At 43.4% G+C, this 20,044-nt stretch carries 13 protein-coding genes; 4 read left to right on the top strand and 9 right to left on the bottom strand.

All coding sequences use genetic code 11. The features are described from left to right. Positions 1–92 precede the first annotated feature (92 nt). Together KHS79_RS21720 and KHS79_RS21715 are read left to right on the top strand one after the other, a co-directional pair. Entirely contained in the window at positions 93–284 is a 192-nt protein-coding gene (locus KHS79_RS21720; protein ID WP_212722087.1) for a hypothetical protein, read from the top strand. 58 nt (positions 285–342) lie between these two features. Further along, positions 343–1,086 (top strand): substrate-binding periplasmic protein, encoded by a 744-nt coding sequence (locus KHS79_RS21715; protein WP_212722085.1) that lies wholly within the window; start codon positions 343–345, stop codon positions 1,084–1,086. Between the two features lie 51 nt (positions 1,087–1,137). On the opposite strand, the gene tatC is transcribed toward KHS79_RS21715, so the two are convergent. From tatC to KHS79_RS21675, 8 genes are all read right to left on the bottom strand, one after another. Then, the gene (gene tatC / locus KHS79_RS21710; protein WP_212722083.1) at positions 1,138–1,875 is read right to left on the bottom strand and encodes a twin-arginine translocase subunit TatC; all 738 of its coding nucleotides are present in this window, start codon (positions 1,873–1,875) and stop codon (positions 1,138–1,140) included. A 35-nt stretch (positions 1,876–1,910) separates the two neighbouring features. After that, the gene (locus tag KHS79_RS21705; RefSeq protein ID WP_212722076.1) at positions 1,911–2,204 is read right to left on the bottom strand and encodes a Sec-independent protein translocase subunit TatA/TatB; all 294 of its coding nucleotides are present in this window, start codon (positions 2,202–2,204) and stop codon (positions 1,911–1,913) included. 9 nt (positions 2,205–2,213) lie between these two features. Further along, positions 2,214–2,450 carry a Sec-independent protein translocase subunit TatA gene (gene tatA / locus KHS79_RS21700; protein ID WP_212722070.1) on the bottom strand — a complete coding sequence of 79 codons (237 nt, stop codon included), beginning with the start codon at positions 2,448–2,450 and terminating at the stop codon, positions 2,214–2,216. Between the two features lie 98 nt (positions 2,451–2,548). Beyond that, the gene (locus KHS79_RS21695) at positions 2,549–5,425 is read right to left on the bottom strand and encodes a DUF5336 domain-containing protein (protein ID WP_212722069.1); all 2,877 of its coding nucleotides are present in this window, start codon (positions 5,423–5,425) and stop codon (positions 2,549–2,551) included. A 295-nt stretch (positions 5,426–5,720) separates the two neighbouring features. Then, entirely contained in the window at positions 5,721–6,338 is a 618-nt protein-coding gene (locus KHS79_RS21690; protein ID WP_212722068.1) for a tetratricopeptide repeat protein, read from the bottom strand. A gap of 308 nt (positions 6,339–6,646) precedes the next feature. Continuing rightward, positions 6,647–7,117 carry a hypothetical protein gene (locus KHS79_RS21685; protein WP_212722067.1) on the bottom strand — a complete coding sequence of 157 codons (471 nt, stop codon included), beginning with the start codon at positions 7,115–7,117 and terminating at the stop codon, positions 6,647–6,649. Further along, complete coding sequence (locus tag KHS79_RS21680) at positions 7,110–7,847, bottom strand: winged helix-turn-helix domain-containing protein (RefSeq protein WP_212722066.1); 738 nt, start codon at positions 7,845–7,847, stop codon at positions 7,110–7,112. Before KHS79_RS21680 ends, KHS79_RS21685 begins: the two co-directional genes overlap by 8 nt. A 203-nt stretch (positions 7,848–8,050) precedes the next feature. Beyond that, positions 8,051–16,726 (bottom strand): membrane-targeted effector domain-containing toxin, encoded by an 8,676-nt coding sequence (locus tag KHS79_RS21675; RefSeq protein WP_212722065.1) that lies wholly within the window; start codon positions 16,724–16,726, stop codon positions 8,051–8,053. A gap of 891 nt (positions 16,727–17,617) precedes the next feature. Between KHS79_RS21675 and KHS79_RS21670 the strand changes: the two genes are divergently transcribed. Both KHS79_RS21670 and KHS79_RS21665 read left to right on the top strand, forming a co-directional pair. Then, a complete protein-coding gene (locus tag KHS79_RS21670) occupies positions 17,618–18,019 on the top strand; it encodes a hypothetical protein (RefSeq protein WP_212722064.1) in 402 nt (133 codons plus the stop codon). A gap of 590 nt (positions 18,020–18,609) precedes the next feature. Further along, complete coding sequence (locus KHS79_RS21665; protein WP_212722049.1) at positions 18,610–19,020, top strand: hypothetical protein; 411 nt, start codon at positions 18,610–18,612, stop codon at positions 19,018–19,020. A 157-nt stretch (positions 19,021–19,177) separates the two neighbouring features. Here the strand turns inward: KHS79_RS21665 and KHS79_RS21660 are convergent, their stop codons facing one another. Next, positions 19,178–19,927 (bottom strand): substrate-binding periplasmic protein, encoded by a 750-nt coding sequence (locus KHS79_RS21660; RefSeq protein ID WP_212722046.1) that lies wholly within the window; start codon positions 19,925–19,927, stop codon positions 19,178–19,180. Positions 19,928–20,044: the final 117 nt, after the last annotated feature.

The following is a 20,044-nucleotide window of genomic DNA, read 5'->3' as shown; positions in this document are numbered from 1 at the left end:
CTTGCGATTAGTGTGTCTTTTGACAGTCCCAGGTGGGCTACATACACTTTAAATAACGAGCGATGACATCGTATGGTGAGGAGGGTGAGACGATGGGTAATAAAAATAATAATTTTGTGAAGCACGGGTTAGAACATAAACACACGCAAACCCACCATCAAACCAAGCCTTATGAAACCTCGGTGTTTCGTAATCCTAAAATGGGCTTAGTGCGCCGTCATACGTTAGCACGACGGGCGAAAAGACGACATTTTGGGGCACGTATTATGGGTATACTGGATTAACCATTTGATATACTACCCATGGAGTGCTGAGCGGCTTCAATGAGGAGGGGAGGCTTACATGAAGACCTCGCTGTATGTCTGCCTTTTGCTAATGCTCTCATGCGCATACGCGAATACCTTAACGCTCACTGTGGCCTCAGAACAAGAAACCGCCCCCTATGTCACTGAAGACCACCAAGGGATTTTAGATAAGCTCCTCAAGGAAGCCTTTAGACGGGTGGGTAAACAAGTTATCATCCAACCGATTTTTTCAGCCAGGGGACTCAACATGGCCAACCGTGGTGAGTCAGATGGTGAGGCATTACGCTTTCAAGGCATAGAACACCACTTTACAAACTTAATCCGTGTTCCTGAAGCCGTCTGGGAGTTGGAACTGACAGCATTTAGTCAAAAAATGGATATGACACCGCAGGGTTGGTCGTCATTACAACCGTATCGCATTGGGTATTTAAATGGCTGGCATCTTATCGATCAGCAAATAGGTGACTTTAAATATATTCATAAGTCCGGCTACTTATCCTCATTGGTCCAGATGGTCGAGCGTGACCGACTGGATGTATTGGTACATAGCCGTTTGATCACATTATTTTATCTACAGCAACAAGGAAACACTGCTATTAAGCCGTTAATCCCCCCATTGATGAAACTGCCTGCGTATTTATATCTACATAAACGCCACGCGCCACTGGTACCTGATTTAACACTGGCTTTACGGGCCATGAAGGAGGACGGTACGTATCAGGCTATTTATGACACGATCAACTGCCAACTTGATTCTCATCATACGCCGCAAGGCTGTTGATAAAGGTTACCTCGACAACCTCTCGTCTCTAAGTTTTTCTCATACCGAACGTCAGTGTCTATCACCCGTATAATATCGACTGCAAAATAACCCAATTTCAAACAGTAAATACATCGGTATCGCCAGCAGGCTTTGCGAAATAATATCGGGTGGTGTGAGCAACATGCTCACCACAAAGGCTGATACAAAGACATGGGGTCGGCAGGCACGAAGCTGCTGTGCAGTGGTAACACCTAACCAGCACAGTAAAATAATGGCAATGGGTACTTCAAACGCAATGCCAAAGGCCATAAATAATGTCATCGCAAAATCTAAGTAATGACTAATTTCTGTGGCGACTTTAACCCCTTCTAAAGTGATATGGGTTAAGAACTCAAAAATGATTGGGAATACCAAAAAATAGGCGAAGGCTATCCCCGCATAAAACATCAATGAGCTTGATACCAGCAGCGGCATAATAAGCTGGCGCTCATTTTGATAAAGTCCAGGTGCAATAAACCCCCATAGCTGGTAAAGAATGACAGGCACACACACAAAGAGTGCGACGATGAAGGTGAGCTTAATGGGGGTCAATAGTGGAGAGGTCACCTCTGTGGCAATCATACTGCTGGTGTCAGGTAAGTGTGTAATGAGCGGTGCCGATAAAAATTCATAAATATCATTGGCAAAATAAAGTAACCCTAAAAATACCAGCAATACACTGAGCAAAATATAAAAAAACCGTTGTCGTAGCTCGACTAAATGAGAAAATGCATTAAGAGGTTCACCGTGACGGGCTGTACTGCGCATAATCATGCCTGCTTGTAAAAATGAATGACCAACAATTAGTGCGGTGGTTGCGAAGGCGTCTGACCCGACAACACCTGTTGTCCCTTTGCTTGAGGAGAGGACGTTAATTCTGGTAATGTAATTTCCTGTTCGACGGACGTTAACGCCCTTTCAATATCACTTACAGCGAGCTGGTCTGAAACATCCTGTGTGATTTGTTGAATGGCCGCTCGGGATGAGCGGAACGTCCGTGAGAGTGTTTTTATCGTATGACATAAGCGCTCAGGGCCTAATACGGTCAAGCCAATCATGACGATAAATATGAGTTCCCCTATCCCGATGCCAAACATAACGTGCTCCTAATCGTTGCCGTGGGTGACTTGTGCAGTAGGAGAGGCCACTGCATCACTCTGCGTTGATGATGATGAGGTACTGGTCGTCACATTCGACTTATCACCTTCCTCATTGAGCGCTTTTTTAAAGCCTTTGATGGATGAACCCAAGTCACTGCCTAATGTGCGTAGCTTGTTAGTGCCAAACAATAAAACCACAATAATGGCAATAATAAGAAGTTGCCAAATACTAATACCTGCCATGGGATACCTCATGAAAATCAATCAAATAAATGGGTGTGTTTTATACATTCAATGTAACCCTAGGCACTGTCATCAACAGTAACCTAGGCGCTAACTTATTAGGATCTCATTGTGACATTACTTAAGAGCTTACAGCCGTTCCAGCCACCATCAGAGTTAGGGAACGTCACCCCAGTAATAAAGTCGAGCGACTTATCCAGGTCTTTCGGTTGGGCTTTCAATAGCGCACCCTGCCGTTGGGTACGCTCATCCGTCATACTAATGAACTCGGTTCTTGATGTATCGACGGTATGCGCGACAGTGGTCATGCGCAGGGGCGCTTGTGACGAAAACATTTCTCGCTGGTAAAGTCCTCCCTGTTCATTCGTCTGATTGGTGACAATGGCCGTCATAATGGCAAAATCAGGATCATTGTTATAATCGACCGCACGGCTGCTGGTGGTGATATAAAGGGTTTCATTGTCAGTACATACATTCACTTCAACGATATTTTTTTCTTCCTCATTGGATCGAAACTGGGCTTTTTGAGTGATTGAGTTACCTGTAATTTCATAGAGACGGGTTTTACTGACCGCCCATACTTTCGACCCTGTTGAACAAATCCATTGAATTTTATCCGTAGCAGGGTGATCACTGGCAGTGATATACATACGATCACTCTCAGTAGGGGGACGTTGTCCAGCTAACCAGCGGTACATTCCCTCAGAATAATCCGTTAATCGACAGAGGCCATATGCATAATCATCATGCACAGCTACACACTTAACGGATCTAATGAGATCAGATTTATAGTGTGTCCAGTCGTCATAGAGATTCTGAGGTGAACTTGTGAGCGAGGCAGGCAGCACTTGAGGGATGCCATTCGTGGCATGGTCGTCATAGATGTAGACGTAGCTACCATGGCTGCACACTGCACCCGCATCACTGATGGAATCATCCAGCGTGACCATACTGTGGCCGCCATTTTCCCACAATAGTTCGTTCACATGGAATTGAAACAGCTGACCACGACCGTCACTGTTGGTTTTGGCTGCCAGAAAATACCCCGCCGATGGATAGTAAAAACCATTAGGTTTAACGACTTTATTGGTATAGTTTTGGATGGGTGAAGGGGGTATATGTTTGGGTCCAAACATTTCCCAAAGCCATTGGACGATCGCCACAATACCGCCCACAACGGCCAGTGCCACAGCGATGGGTCCCGCCATTGACATACCGGCTAAGGCTAATGCGCCAAACATCACTCCACCCAAACCAATGAGGGTATTGACCGTTTCAAAGACAATCCCTGCAATATCACCATTAATAATGGCATCCGCCAAACTATAAGCCGCAACGCCCAATGCCGCTACACCAAACACGAGAGAAACACGCTCAGCAATGGAAGCAATTTTTGACTTCATAAAAATCTGGGTGATAATTTTGGTTTCTACTTTTTGCACCGATTTATAATTTCTGGCGAAATTCAAGTAGAACTTAGCAGCATTACCTAATGGTCCACCGGTTTGCGCGACCCCCGCCAGCTCACCCAGGAAATAGTTTCTAATTTGAGTGACAAGCACCAGGTAAAGTACCCCTTTGCCAGCATCAACCACCGCACTGGAGAAACTAATTAATTCAGGGATATTGACCTCATCGCTACCCTCTTCAACCGTCGTATAGATAAAGTGACCAAGTGCAATACCCAACAGGAACTGATAAAGGGCGGCTTCACCATGGACAGCGCCCATAACCCTAGCCCTTCCCGAACTTCCCACTTCATTGAACATGGGGTATTGTGATTTTAAACGGCTAATAAAGTTAGGTCCCAACGCGCCCATCGTGTCGGCTGATGAAGCCTGGTTATAAATCATGGTATGGGCAATTTCGACGCTACCATTGCCATACTCATTGACAAAACGTTCCCAGAATGTCCGAGTAGCACTTTCCGGCTTTAACAGCTCGTTCATGGTATCGATATGCACTTTGCGATTGTTTCTGAGTGAATACGGTTCACTCTTAGCCCCTATCTTAATGCTCTGTGCTAACCCTAAAATCAGTGCACCAAAATATTTGCCCTCCAGATCATCAATCTGTTCTTCTGTTATCGAGGCATCGGTGTACGCTAAACACCTTAATTTAGAAAATATGGCTTGCACTTTGGCAAATTTTTCAGCGACATGCAGTGTATCGTCTGTGCTGTTACTGATTTTATTATCTTCAACGACAGCTTGTATGGCCGCTTCACTGTTATAGTAATTAAAGAGTTGTTTTCCCCAGTGATAGTTATAGTTACTGTCTTTATAGGCTTTTAATGATGAGCCTGGAAGATACGTGCTAAAGGGTTCTTGCGCATGATCAATGGCCAAGCTGTATAGCTTTGACATAAGCTCATTAAATGCATGGGTCGATTTCGTGGTATTATATTGCGCGTTGGCCTTGATCATATCCCAAGCATTTAAAGCACGTCGGTCTTGTGGGCTATAGTTGTTAATATCGTCTGTCGCGGCATATTCTTCTTGTAAAATTTGTGAGACATAGATCGGTGCAACCTCGGTAATCAGTGACTGAAACTGACTGTGTACACTAGAAACACCCGCTTGATTGTAAATGGCCCAATCAGGGTCCAGCTTGCCGTTGAATTCATGAATCACGCTGTAATGGTTATACATTTCCGCTTTCATGATTTCTGTCAGCATACGGTTGGCAATGTACTGGGCTTCGTCTGCTAACTTACCAAAGTTAACTCGCTCATTATTGAAGTTTGACTGGTAAGCATAGGGTAAAATATTAATTAAATTCTCTAAGCTAAGGCTGGTGGCTGCTGTTGGTGTAGCTTGGCCTACAAAAGCCGCTGCTTGACCGGATAATGGAATCATCGACGCAGCGGAGACCATCGAGCTGTTGATTAAAAAACGTCTACGGCTAATGTCCATATTCAGTTCACTTGATTCACTGCGACTCACAGCGGAGGCTATCTTTCTTTTTTTAAACATGCTTTTCTGCTCACTATGTTGGTGAATTAGCAATTACACACAACGCTATCGTGCTGCGAAAACACAGTAATTAACACTGAAAAACAGTGAATTACAGTGAAAAACAAGGAAAGTGGATGTCAGCATTCATAAATCACCGGTAGACCATAGGATGCTGTAGGTAATGAAAAAATGAGGGTGAGCCACATCCATCAATGTGGCTTGCTTGTGTAAGAGATAAGGAGAAAGGGGACAATAGTCGAGGGGTAGTTCACGGCGTGTTCGAGGAAGGGAGGGAGACCGTAACGATATGCCCTTATTTGCAGGTGGCCACAGGCGAACGGTTTTCGTCAATAGCCTTGATATAGGCTTCGGCCAGCCAAAACCCTTTTTGATTGGCATGCCGAATAAACTGGGTCCCCTCTGCTTTTCTTTTTTCATGCATCAGTGCCACACCATGAAGATACATGGCTTCAGGATGCGCTCTGTGGGCTGCTAGCCTCAGCCAGTGGCGATAAGCACCATGATCCATGGGTAAACCACACTCGCCCTGTTTATACAATACCGCTAACTTAAACTGAGCTTGGCGATGGCCATTGACGGCTGCTTTCAAAAACAAGTACTGTGCTTTGCGCTCATCCTGTACGACGAACACCCCTTGTTGATAGTAAGTGGCTAATTCAAAAAGGGCATTGGTATCACCGTTTCGTGCGGCGTGTTTCAAAGCATGGATAAAGCTTTGCTGCCAATCATGAGCGCAGGTTGTATCTGCATGGTTATCAACCTCCATGCTATAAATAAGGGCTAACAAGCGACAGGCCTTTAATACACCTTGCTGTCCTAGTGGAGTCAGTAGATGGATCGTTTGTTCAAGTTCGTTATTGTCATAGGCTTTTTGGGCCTGGTTAAACGTGAATTGATGTTGACTGGTCATAGACTTACCCGGTTAACGATGAATCGGCTGCTTGCACGCCAACACCGCTTAATAACCTCAAGTACGTAATGACGCTTAAAGGTTAAAAGACCGTGCCAGGTAGCTAAGCTTTCTGGAGGCCAACAGCAGGAGTGAATGGCGGGGTAAGCGTGACATCGGAAGGTAAAAATCAACAGAGAAAAACACGGAAATACAAGGAAAAATAAAGAACCAACCAGTCAATCAGATCACTGTATTCATGCTGTATACAAAGAAGCATTTCGCTTTGGTTTGCATAAAAACAACGCCTCCTTACCATCAGGCAAACATTATTTTTTGACAAATAAAAAAATGGAATGATTAGGGTTATTAGGATTTAAGTCTGCAATGAAGCTTTCACCATCATAATAAATCATTTTCAATGCACCGACTTTGTCATGTTGTGCGTTAAAAAGCAGATTAGTATAGGGTTTCGCAAGGGCTACTGACTGTATCTTAGCTTCATGAACGACCGTTAATTTGGAGTGATAGCGATATATTCCCTGGGTATAGTCCATGATCTCTCCTGATGCCTCAAACAGGGCAATCCCATCAGCGCCCTCACTCTCAAAAAAAACACGAGAATGAAGCATACGTTGATTGATCGTCATATCCAATGCACCACTCCAGTGGCCGGTTTCCTGCGCATCGCTGTGCACTACCGATTTATAATTCCCTGACAAATTGCTGTCGCTGAGGTGCACCCAAAGACTCAAACTGTAAATCACCACACTCATCATCAGTACGGGCAGACTATTCATTGTGTTGAAACCCACTACGTAGTTTGGCAATGATCTGTTGAGGATCACTGTCAGGCATAATGAAGCTGTGCCCTTGTTGATGTGTGTGGTCAAAAAAGCTGATGAGCAAATTAGCACCGCGTTTTTCGACAAAATAAGTGCAATGACAAGGAAGTGTCGATAATCCCGTTAGCAGCGCTTTATCGAGGGTATCCCCCTTCTTTGTCACCAGTGAATAGCTGAATTGATCATGGGTATACGTTTGTTGTTGATAGTCATCCGCGATATACCCTTTAGGCAGGGAAGGTAAACGTGTAGAAAAATTAATGAATGAGAAAACGATCAACACCGCTGATACGATGATGTACCGATAGGTTTGCAGCGTATGATAGACCTGTTGGCTTGTGTTGGATGTTTTGGGTGTATCGGTCTTGTCCGTCGATGAAGCAATCGTAATATGGTCGAGTACTAATTTATAACCGATTCTAGGAATAGTAATAATCACCTCATGGTTTTCACTAAACGCGGCAAGGTGGCCCCTTAATTTGGTCATGGTTTTTGTCAGTGAGGAGTCAGTGACAACCGCGTGATCCCAAATAAAGCGCTTCAGCTCCTCTTTACGTATTACTTCATTGGGTTTAGCTAAAAAAAGCGTTAGTGCTTTGCTTTCACTATGTGATAAACAACGCTGTTCACCGTTACAGGTCAGCACATTGCGTTTGGAGTTGAATTGAATGGTATCGCTTTGCATTACATTGATGACCTAACCTACTGACACTTTTTCCTCATGAATGACCATAAACGCGCATTTTTTTTACCACACCGAGTATCAAGCCCAGCGAGCTTCTCATCACTGGCTGTCCGTAAAAGTAAAGGATAGAAGCGTCAACGTAAATCAGCGATCATAAAAAAGCAGTCTATACGACTGCTTGTTTCTCTCAACAGTATGTCATGCTAGTGCTTGGGTAACGTTGCACTTATTGTCCAATGAGCGGTGATATTGCTCATCACGGCGTCATCCATTGAGGCCGTACTGTTCACCCAGTCAGAGGCTTCAAAGCCCGCTAATGCTTGAATTAATAAATCAATCCCTTGCCGATCAATCACACTGCCATCCTCTGTCGCGACATAGAACGCATCAGTCTCATTCCAGTGATCAATCGTGATGCTGTCAGTGAGTTGTCCTTTGAAATTAATATTTAACTGAACACCACTCAAGAGTGTATCTTCCGTTAAACTAAAATGAATATCTCCATAATGAATATCTTTTAAGCTCAGCACATCACCCGTTATGCTGCCGCCATAACCTGCAAGAATGGCATCTTTACCATCACCTTTCGCGAAAATGATGGTATCACTTCCATCCCCTACGCGAATTTCGTCATTGCCGTGACCACCTACTAACGTATTTTGACCTGATGTGGCAGTTAACACATCGTTACCCTCGCCTCCTATCAGCACGTTATCTTGCCGGTTGCCTCTGATGTTATCTGCCAAGGCTGTACCAATAACGTTAGTGATATTTTTCAAGGTGATGGGGTGGTTTTGGGCATACAGCTGCTCAGACTCCAGGCTTACAATCACTGGGGATAGATGAGGGTTCATCATGGAAAAGTCCAAGGTATTATTCCCGTGCCCCAAATTAATCTCATTTACGTTGCCGAGGTCTTTGACCAAAACGACATCACTACTGTCTGTACCGCTATACATAGGATGCTCTAACTGGGAACCCACTAGCACATGTGAGGTTTGTGGAGTATCAAGCCTAAGCTGACTACGTTCAATCACGCTCTGAGGCAGTGCCAAGCCCAATAGCTCACGTCCAGATAACGTTACTCTCCCATTTGTTAAGCGAATGTTCTGGTGAATGCCTCCCAGGTAGAAGTTCTGGAAGACGACTTCAGTTAATTGAACTTCATTATTCATCGCGAGCGGATGAGCGATGACCGCATGAAGATGATGACCCGCTCTTGCAAGATGTAAATTGGTGAAGTCTGATAAAAGCTCGGGTACGACAACCGGTTCATCAGTAGACTCTGCGGCAATGATAAAGCGGCTCAGTCCCGTATCATCCACAACCAGCTGCTGCTGATGGCCTTCAGCACTCACAATGTTGAGATGGCGGTATAAATCACTGACAAAATAATTCTTTAGAATAACCTCGCGTTGAATGATAAGAGGTTCTCCCTCCTCCTGAGCTTGAGGCAACTGCGCGATAATGACTAAGTCCATGCCTTCACGATGGGTGGCAATATGGGTGATGTGAGTAGCCAATATAACGCTATCCAGGGCACTATCTTCTGCAAGGTTATCAATAGTCACACGTCCTTCAGCCGCGCCAATCACATAGGTATCATGGCCATTTTTGCCGGCTAAATAATCATCACCACCATAGCCTCGCAGGATATTTGCTGTATTGTCACCTAAAATGGTGTCAGCAAAGGCACTGCCTTCTCCAGTGAGCTGGTAGCGTACATCAAGCTGTTGTCCTTGCCCCCATTGCCAGTCAGACAGGGTTAAGTCTTCACGAGGATGCGTGTCTAGGGTGGGTACACGACGGATGCGATGTTGCACGGGGCGATAATGCTTAATATGTTGGTCTGAACCTAAGGGATAAGTATTCAGCTCACCCCGCGTGATTTTGATACCATCTCGGGTGATAAACTCATAATCCCATAGTTGCTCACCACCTTCATGCACATAGTCGCGGATATTGTCATCAACATAGTGTGTTGTATCCGCTTTAATTCCCTGTAGAACAAGACGATGACCATTTTTCATACGCAACGCTAACATGTAGTTAGTGCGTTGAAACGCGATGCGCACAGGTAAGCTGTCAAACTCACCCAGTTCACCGGTCAAGGAGTTATAGCCATGAATCTTGCCTTGGTAACGACGACGCTCAATGTCTTGAACTATTGGCCCCTTTAAATCCAAGTTTTTAACAAGATAAACCGTGTTAATCCCTGCAATTTCATCAGCATCATAGTCGAGATAAATGGTTTTGATGGATTGGCCAGGATGGGTATCAGCGCTAAGCCTGATATAACTTGCCCCTGAGCCTTCCGCGCGTTGGACCAAAGCCGTGTCATTCTTTAAAGAAGACGTGATAGGGTCATCCGCTTTAATCACCGTCAAATTTGACGTATCCAATTGAGACGGTTCAGTGTAGTGATGTGAGCCTTCAGCATTAGGCCCATCCACAGTATTTTTAGCCAAATCAATGGTGACGCCATTTTCTACATTTCTGTAAGTTTTATCCGTTGCTTTTAAATACCGAGCGGTGAGTTTAACAGAAGAAAACTGACTGGCGTCTGTTGAAGAAAACTCCTTCGTTAATTGTGGGACTAATAATAAACCGTCTGTCGTTTGAAAGCTTAATTGATCATTCACACGTTGAAATACATTGCCTGCTTGCTGATAAACATCCTTGATGGTCAGCTGTTTACTCTGGCCATCAGCATGAATGCTGATCACCAAATCGGTCCCCTGTAATTGCCAGTCATGGATTTCTTTTACGGAAAATGCGAGGCGAATCATTGATACATCGTTGCCATTTTCTCGAATAACCGCCTGTTCGATCCCTCGCTGAACAAAATACATATCTTGTCCTTCACCACCATCCACCCAGGCACTATCGGTTAAGGTAATAACATCCGTCCCCCCCATGCCAAATACGTGATCATGGCCATTGGCTAATAGTCGGTTATCGTCATCTGAGCCAATGATTTTATCGGCACCGGCGGCTGAGCCAATCGTGTTCTGAATATTGGTTAACGCGCCAATATAACGTTTATTTTCAGCTGTATCCTTCTTTTCAGAATGATGTAGCCATATTTTGCCTTGCTGTAAATCGATTAAAAAACCATTATAGTGATCACCCAAATCTGCGCTTGTAAAATCATCGGTATTTATAACAAGGGTATTTTGACCTTCTCCCCCCTCTAATTCATAAAAGAGTCGGTATTTAGCTTCACCTTGATGATCGATAACGTTTTTAATGGTTTGGCCATCAATGGATACCGTGAAGTTATCGTCTAAGTTACCGCCTGTAATGGCTTTGGAACCAGCGCCTAATAGAAAATTATTTTTCTTATTTAATACGCCCTTTATGGTGTCCGTTCCCCCTCCCGTATTAAAAAAGACGGCTTTATTTTCATCCACATCACCGCGCACAACATTCGTTCGCCGGAGACCGATCGCATCCTCGTGTTGATGCAGTGCTTCAATGCCATTTTCAGCAAAAATGACATCATCAAAGGGGGTAACCTGGACGTTTCCTTGGCGATCAACAAACGCAGAAATATCGCCAAATACGATGGTATCGATGGTTTCGCCCAGTGCTCCCTGTAACAGGCGGGCAGACTCCTCGCTGACTTGCTCAACATAGGATTGCTCGGTTTTATTAATTAAATAAAGGTCTTTTGCCCATTTATCCATATCCCAGCCAACCATTTCCCGCAAGGCATACTCAAATGCAGGCGCACCTTCTAGCTGAGGAACATATTTACCAATTTCTTGCGCTTGTCTAGCAGCGGCATACATCGTTGAGGCATAAATGAGTACCCCGGCGGCCACCAGACCGAAAGGTCCTGTAGCGGCAGCCCCATACACTAAGCTTGCGCCCATTAAACTGAGTGAGAGCGTGGCACCGGCAACAGCAAAGCCCCCTTGCACATAAAGATCCTGCCGCTGGTCATCCGTCAACCCCTCTGCCGCTGCATCACTAAAAGCTTTATAAGCGGAATAAACATCAAAGGGCAGTGTAATTAACCCAGCAACAACCCCGGCACCCCGACCGACTAATTTACCCAGCTGGCTACTTGAAGCGGCAAACCGAGAAGTACTTCCAGCAAACTGAGCCGTGAGTTTCTGACCCAGTTGAGGCATGATACGATCGAGTGCAAGCTCAGCCCCTATCGAAATAACATTAGCAGCTACTCCAGCACGCTGAATAGCGGCCTCTTTATAGTCACCTCTGGCTTCAGCCGCATTAGCGGCCTTGACGCCAGAATAAATACCAAAAGCCTGTAAGCCTACACCAGGTACTTGCAAGCCCATGTTTTTCAGTGTGCTCAGGTTAAGCCGTGTTGTGGACAGCTTGTGCTGAATACCCTGAATCTGCTGTAAACTTAGCGAACGATGGGTATCAATTGGGTGCAGTGCACGTTGTAAAGCACCTGTAGTGTGGCCTTCAACTAAGTTATTGACGGTAATACGTTCTTTGGCCGCCAACGCTTTCAGTATACGAGCACTGTCGTTAAAGGTTGTATCAGATGCGGTTGCAAGATGCTGTTTGAGTACCTCGGCATTAAGGCTCAAGTTCGGCGTCCAATCGCCAGACAGTGCAGCAACAGAAATTGGTTTACCCTTCACCTCTGCACCCAACTGCCAAAGCTGAGCCCGCGTAATCAGTTGGCCCTCAATTATCAGGGGACCATGATCGGCATCCAGCTGTGCAAGTCGTTCCAGCTCCACGGCAATGGGTTGCTGTAAATGAGTAACTGCCTGATTGACCGTGCTACTATTCAAAAAATCAGCGGTCAGTGCGGTCACACTGAATGCGGATGTCGTCGTGCCCAATTGCAAACGGGTTGCATCTGAAAAATACTGAGTTAAAAAGCCTTGTAACGCATGCGCATCAGCGAAGCCATTGAGCCAGCCACTGGAGGGATCGTAGAAAGCGAGTTGTCCTGCCTGTTGGCTGATAAGGTAGTGATGTTTCCCAGCCTGCAGCGCAAAGGCCTTATCCCCTGTCTCCTTGAACTGGTCTGTCAGTTGTTTGATGGTGAGCGTTCCCAGATCACGTCGAGAGGTAACTTGCTGATACTGGTGAAGCAAATCCATTTGAGCAGTTGTATACCGTTCAACCGCTACTGTTTCCGCGTGACTTGCTCGAGCGTCTCGTGCCAGCGCTGAGGTAAAGCGCGCTCGGTTTTGATGGGCAATGGTATTCGCAATATCACCGTCCTGATGCTTCACTGCCGCCATCATTAATACATCTGCCAGTGCGGTAGGGGTGCTTCGCATGGCGGCAGGAGATAGCTCTACCGTCAAACCATTGGTTTTAGCAATATGCAACAACTGTTTTGCTTGATCAAAGTGAAAGCGTGTTGCATTTAGGCGCTGATGCTCCATCAGTAACACATGCTGTGGATTTACCGCATCGATCATGACGCCAGGTGATTGACCCACTAACTGTCGCTGAGTAGCAACGTATTCCACTAACTGAGCAAGCCGATGAGTGGTAGCTTGATCTTGTCCTTTTACAAAAGCCAATACCTTATCGTGACGAAAGGTCATACGGCTGACGAAGTCTGACTGAGTAACGTCAACCGCCGCTGAAATGGGCTGGCCATCGACAAAAGTACCTAAACGATAAAGTTCAACACGACTGAACACCTGCCCACCGATCGAGAGTTTGCCTTGTGCCGTATCTTGTGCGCGTAGCTGATCAACCGTGGTTTCGATTGGAGTATACTGTGCTTCGATGGCATGATTCAGTGAATGGCTCGCGAAAGCCGTATGATTGACTTTTTCAACGTGTAGCTGATTTGCTGAAAATGCATAAACTGTTTGTAAATCAGTTAAGTGTTTAGCGAGCAATGTCTGCAGGTGTTGTGGGCTTTGGATATTATTTACCTGACCCACCGTAGGATCGTTAAACTGAATATGCCAGCCATCAGTATCATGACCCACTGTCACGGCCATGGTATGGTTGGGCGTACTGATCAAATACGTATCCACTGAACCTGAAGTGGGTATATTATCCACTATGTGTTGTAGCAGATGATGTGTTGATAACTCTCCCAACGATTCGCTTAATCCACTCGGCAAAACCGCCGCTGTTGTTTGTGACAAATTGAGGGTATCCAACGCGTTTAAAAACTGCTGAGCCTGGGTTTGATCATGTTTGCTGATCGGCCCAGCGACCTGCTCGCTACGAATAGCCCCAACCGTAAATAAGTTATCTAACAGGTGCTGTGCCCGATTTCCCTGATCCTGTGTATCCAGATAAACCGCATGGGCCCAAGCCGTGGCGAGTGCAGCGCAAACCCCATTACGATAAGGGACATTGGGCTCAATCGTCAGGACAGATTGTGGCGCTGGACGCCAGCGCAAGTTCGCATCCACCTCTGTGAGCCGTTGATGAAATTGATCAATATGCTGAAGGTTCTGTTGCCATTGACCTAGATATTCCCTCACATTGTCAGTGCCATGCACGTACAGATTGTCAAAGCCTTGTCTCGGTGATTGATAATTCGGTATTTTTTCTGCGATGTGTTGATAGAATGCCCCAACGGTTTGTTCTGTACCTCCTGCCAGGTTTAATACCGATTGCTTCGGATCGAGTACAGTAGGATCAACCTGTTTAATGACATAGAAATCAAAGGGCTGGGTAATCCCTGGTAATAGTTCGACATCAACTACTTTTTTATGGACTAATTCAAAGACCGAACCTGGCTTATAAATCACTTCTGATTTGTTGGTGAGCGTCCCTGTATTGACCCCATCAAGTCCATCAATAATAAAAACAGCCGGCTTTTCCACAGGCTGATTTGACATCCGCGTTTTAAACCAACCTCGAACAAAGTTCGGGTTCTCGGAAGAAGACATCGCCGCCACGTCGCCCATTAACTGACCGACTTCAAGATTCGCCAGGCCTTGAATGGGTGAGGCATCGAAAGCCCGATAACTACGCACCGGTTCGCCCGATAACGTATTTAATATTTCATTTAACTCGCTGGTGAGTGTCATTACTTTATCTAAATGAGGGGCTCCAGGATCACGTAACCCTCGTAGATAATTATTAATGTCATAAAAGTACAAACCATTATGTTGTTCGGTAAAGCTTGCATCAATACCTGAACGATTACCAATATAGAAATTTAAGGCATTTTTTAAATTATCAGGTAAAGCATTAAATGGTTGTTCAATCCGCTGTCGAAATTTTTCGGCATTCAATAAATAATGAATATCTGAGCCTGATTTTTTTAATTGATAGCCGTATACAAAGTTATCAATGACTTCATTGTAATACTGTGGAGAGAATTGCGTGGAAGATGCGGTGACGACACGATCCGGTATGATGACATCGGCGAGAGCCGGCGACGGGATGCGGTTATCCAAATTGTCAGGATGAACGACCAGCTGTCCGTCAGCAGATACTGTCATTTGGGGAATACTGAGCCGTTGAGTAATACCTGGTAAACCATGAGCTAAGCCAGGGTGAGACTCTAAATGTGCACTACCATAAATGACCACAAACTTTTCATTGGCGGGTAGCGCCGACAAGGTATCAACCGCAATATTATTGGCCGAGCCCGCCCGATAGACTAAATTATACCCTGCAGAAGAACGAATAGATGACTCATTATCCAAAGCAATTACGTTAAGTTGGAGTGTTCTTGCCTCTGTCAATATTTGTCGAAGATAGCCTTTATGGTCCTTGGCTTTTAAAAGAGCCTCTAAATCAGCAGAAAACTCACCTGTTTTGAAAAAGTCATCAATTAACGGTTGTGCCAGCTCACTGCGAAAATGCTCTAAACCGATGGTTGTTACCCCATTGCTTTTAAGAGTATCCATGTTGTCGACTATAAATTTTTGCTCCAGCAAGTCAGAACTATGATTTTCACCCAATAAAAGACCTGGTTTATTCGTCAGTAACTGCTGTATTTTATCAGCAATGGATAGCGTATCTAACTGTTCATTTAATTTAGCAACCTGTTGTTCACTGTAGGTATTATCAAAAGAACGAAAATCAAATTGATAGCTGCTTTCATAAATACGTTTAAGTTGATCTAAACGCTGTTCTTGCCACTGAGCAAGGTAGCGAGGGTTGGCAGTATGGGCTAAAAAATCGGTTAAGCGGTTCGTTGAATGATATCCCGCAGGGAGATTAGCCGGTGATGAAGCATTTTTAAGCAAAAACGTAGCGACTTTCGCCTCACCATGACCTTCTGAAAGCTCAGTGAGTTCGGTATAAGAATAACCAAGATCAATGCGTTGCTGTGAGTCATCAAATGCAACATGCTCTAATAATCCAGCTCGCTGCGCGTTTAAAATATGCGCTTTAATCGCCTGGTAATTATCAATATCCGCAACATTAACATGCAATTTCGCCGGGAAACCTAACACCACATCACTAGGCACATCACCTTGAAAACCTTTGAAATCAATGAGTAACTCATCTTGCTGCGCCGCAGAGAGGAGGAAGCTTGTGAGGCCTGGATGCCCCCCTTTTATTTCATCCAATGCCGTCTGTAAAATCTGGCTTGCTAATTTAGGGCTATGTGACGATAACGTCGTAATTTTTTGACGCCAACTGTTTGGTACTTGCTGGAAAAGAGTCTGACTAATTTGGTCTGCTACCACACGTAATGCGGGTACTCGGCTAAAACTCCCCTCAGCATGAGTAGCCATATAATGATTAATTTGGGAGAGCAACTGAAAACTTTTTTCCAGCTTTTGGTCTGTTCGAGTGGTCGCATGTAGCTCGGTCAATGTTGAGGTAATGGTCCGATAACGCTCACCTTGTTGTTTTAAAAAAACAGAAGCTTTCTCTGAAAACAGTTCAACACTGGGGATATTTTCCCACTGAAAACCCTTATCAGACGTTACTGACACCATTATTTCCTCCAAAAAAACACATAAAATTAAACGATGGCTATCCATCGTGTCGTTGTTTCGCTATTGCGTTAACGACACTAAATACCAAAAATAAGCACTCACACTGAAAAGAAATATACTTTTCATATAATCATCTTCATGAATACCTTTCACGCCCTTGTGAAGGTTTGATGCGTCAATTAATCCCTAGTAGGAAGATGTTTACCTACAGGCCAAAGGTAAACCTAACCTATTTTGTGGTGCTAAGTGATCACATAATGGATTAATAACCCCTAAAAACGAATTTCTTGTACTATGACGGGGATATTGATCAAAGGACAAATTTTTGACTTGGACCGTGCTATATAGCAAAGTGGTACTGTAAACTGCCTGAATGCCGTCATGGCTTAAAATCGCTATAAAATCAGATTAAGAATTAACGCATAGAATAGACGTAAGTACAAATATTATTATTTAATCAAGTCTATTAATAATGCTTATGAATACGAAATTAACTATCGACACACAGACTTAATAAACTTACATATTTTTTAATATATCATAAATATTCATTTTTATTTTAGTATAATTTGCCGGCAACTTATTGATTTGTCGGTAATAACCTATAAACATAGGGTAGCAGCTTTCACTTGTGACTACCCAGCATATAAGTAATAATACTTAAATTATATGTATCATTAAGAATATACTATTATTCTTTTGATTACGTAAAATTGAATATCAAGCAGTGAACGATTCGTTTAAACGTATTTTTTAATAAATTAATTTTTACGAATAGTTATTATACAAAAATAATATACTCTCTATTTAATATAAATCATTCATTATCTTTACTTAGCTATTCTGGTCAGTATAATCCCTCACCCTTTCATCAAACTAAAAGCGTTTCCTATGAGAGAAATAATTGCCACCTTGATAGCTATTTTATGTATCAGTAATGTCCATGCAGAGCGTGAGACTACCAATGTGTTCTGTGCTACGCCTGATGGAAGTCATTGGGATTGGTTAGACGTAAATGGAACACCACTGGAAGTTAATGGCGAGTGGGGTAGAGGAATAGCAACTAACAGCTCTGAATTTGACTACTTTAAGGTATCTGAAGAAATTTATTTATTCATCAACCAAATGTGTAAACAAAAATTTTCGTCAGAATATGTTGCGCAGCCTTCGGATAATTATTGGGGGGAGTGGTATATATTTTTGGTCCAAAGGTCAAATGGTAGTCAATATGTAACAGAAGGAAAGTATAACACAACATCAAGGGATCTGTTGCCATCAGAATTCAGGCTCTAATTCCCCTTATCACATCAGTTAGTCACGTTGGAGTCCCACAGTGTTGGGACTTTTTTAATGCTTTAACACCATTCTTACAAAAGCAACGTCGATTAATATGAGCAATACTTTACTAAAAAGTGGTTGATTAGTCACATAGTTACTTATAGTATGACCAAACGACGTTAGTGCTATATAAAGCACCTTGTACTCAAAGGAATTTGTGTCGGATGTATATAGTGCTATTGATGCCAAGGTAGTGTTTTCGCATTAATTCTATTATAAATGGATCTAATACAACCATGAACAAAAGAAAAAATAATGATTTTTCGAAATTACTGAAGTGTATTGATTCATTTTGGCCAGTTGGTGCTGTGGTTACCTGTGTCTTAAGTTTTTTTGCTTATGTAACATTTGACCTAATGATAGGCACGAAAAATAGTGTTATTTCGTCAACGCTACTGTCAAGCAGTATAGTATGGTTTGCAATTCCACTGGTGTTATTACACTGTTCTTTGCCTATAGAACAATCCAGTCTCTGTTACGCTAAGCGTTTTGATCACTAAAAAGCTAGCACTCAATGAACTACGCTTCACGTATTAAGGTATATCGTGACTCACCAATCTCTCTTACGATTGCAGAAAGTAATCTTTTTTCTGTTATTTTATACTATGTCATTAGGCGCTCTTGCGGATACTACAAACGTTTTTTGCGCGTCGATGCGTGGGGATTATTGGTATTGGGTCAATGACCAAGATGGTAATACCGTACAAGTAGAAGGTGAATGGCACAGCCAATTTATGCCTAACGGCACTTACTTTTATTTTTTTAGTATCGAAGAACAAATTTACCGTTCAATCAGCACATTATGTCGACCAGGAGAAGTTGTACACCCAGCAGATAACAGTTTGTCAAAATGGTTTATATTTTATGTTCAGCAACAAGATGGCAGTGCTTTTTTTACTCCAGGTAAGTATGACGTAAACAGGTCTATAGAATCAGATTTTCAGTTGCGCATTTAAGTATAACTTAATGCAAACGATTTTTATGTTAATACATATGTGGTTAACCCAATAAAAACCGGTGGTTCTGTGGCATGTGTGTCGTAGGCACACATGCCACAGAACCTTATGACTTAATAAACCATAGACAAGCTATATTGTGAGAACTGACGAATTCTCAACAACCTCGTTTATCGTGTTGTAGCGCGAGTTGACAGTTAATCATGTCATAGACTGATTGATAGGTACCATCCTTCTTCATCGTCTGTAAGGCCTTTATCAGATCCGGTACCAGTCGAGCGTGGCGTTTATGAAGATACAAATATAACGGTAACTTGGCCAAAACTGGCTTAAGCTCTTTAACCGATGTGTTTCCCTGTTTCTTCAAGTAATATAACGTAACTAAACGTAAATGAATAAATACATCCAATCGGTCATGTTCCACCATATCTATCAGTGATGATAAATAGTTAGATTTATGAATATTATTAAACCCTCCTATATAAGGTTCAGGAAACAACCAACCATTTAAATAACCAATGCGATATCCTTCCAATGACTGCCAACCATGAGGTTTGATATCTGTTCGTCTTTTGTTAGTAAAGACAGATGCATCTCCCTCCCACACAATTTCAGGAACACGAATTAAATTGGTATAATGAAGTTCTATACCTTCTATCCTTAACGCTTCGCCATCTACTGTACCATGATTAGCTTGGTATATTCCTCTTGCAGGGAAAACAGGCTGAATAATCACTTTTTTCCCCACCCGTTTAAAGGCTTCAGCATAGAGTTTATCTAAGATGCCTTGATGGTCTTTCGTCACATAGGGTGTAGTCTCATGTACGGAGGCAATCGTTAATATCAGGGTTTCCGCTGAAACAAAAGAAGCTAGCATGAAAAGGCAGAGTGAAATTACAATTGCCATAAAACCTCTTTATTTACGTCAGCCGCAAAATTTATACAATGGATTATGGGTACTATAATACGAATAAGACACTGACACCATAAAAAATCGTTTAGTTTGTACCTTGTAATGATTAAA

Origin of the sequence: Zooshikella ganghwensis (genome assembly GCF_018263875.1) — a bacterium.
Lineage (GTDB): Bacteria > Pseudomonadota > Gammaproteobacteria > Pseudomonadales > Zooshikellaceae > Zooshikella > Zooshikella ganghwensis.
Note: the sequence above shows the minus strand (reverse complement) of the source record. Positions and strands in the feature narration are given on the sequence as shown.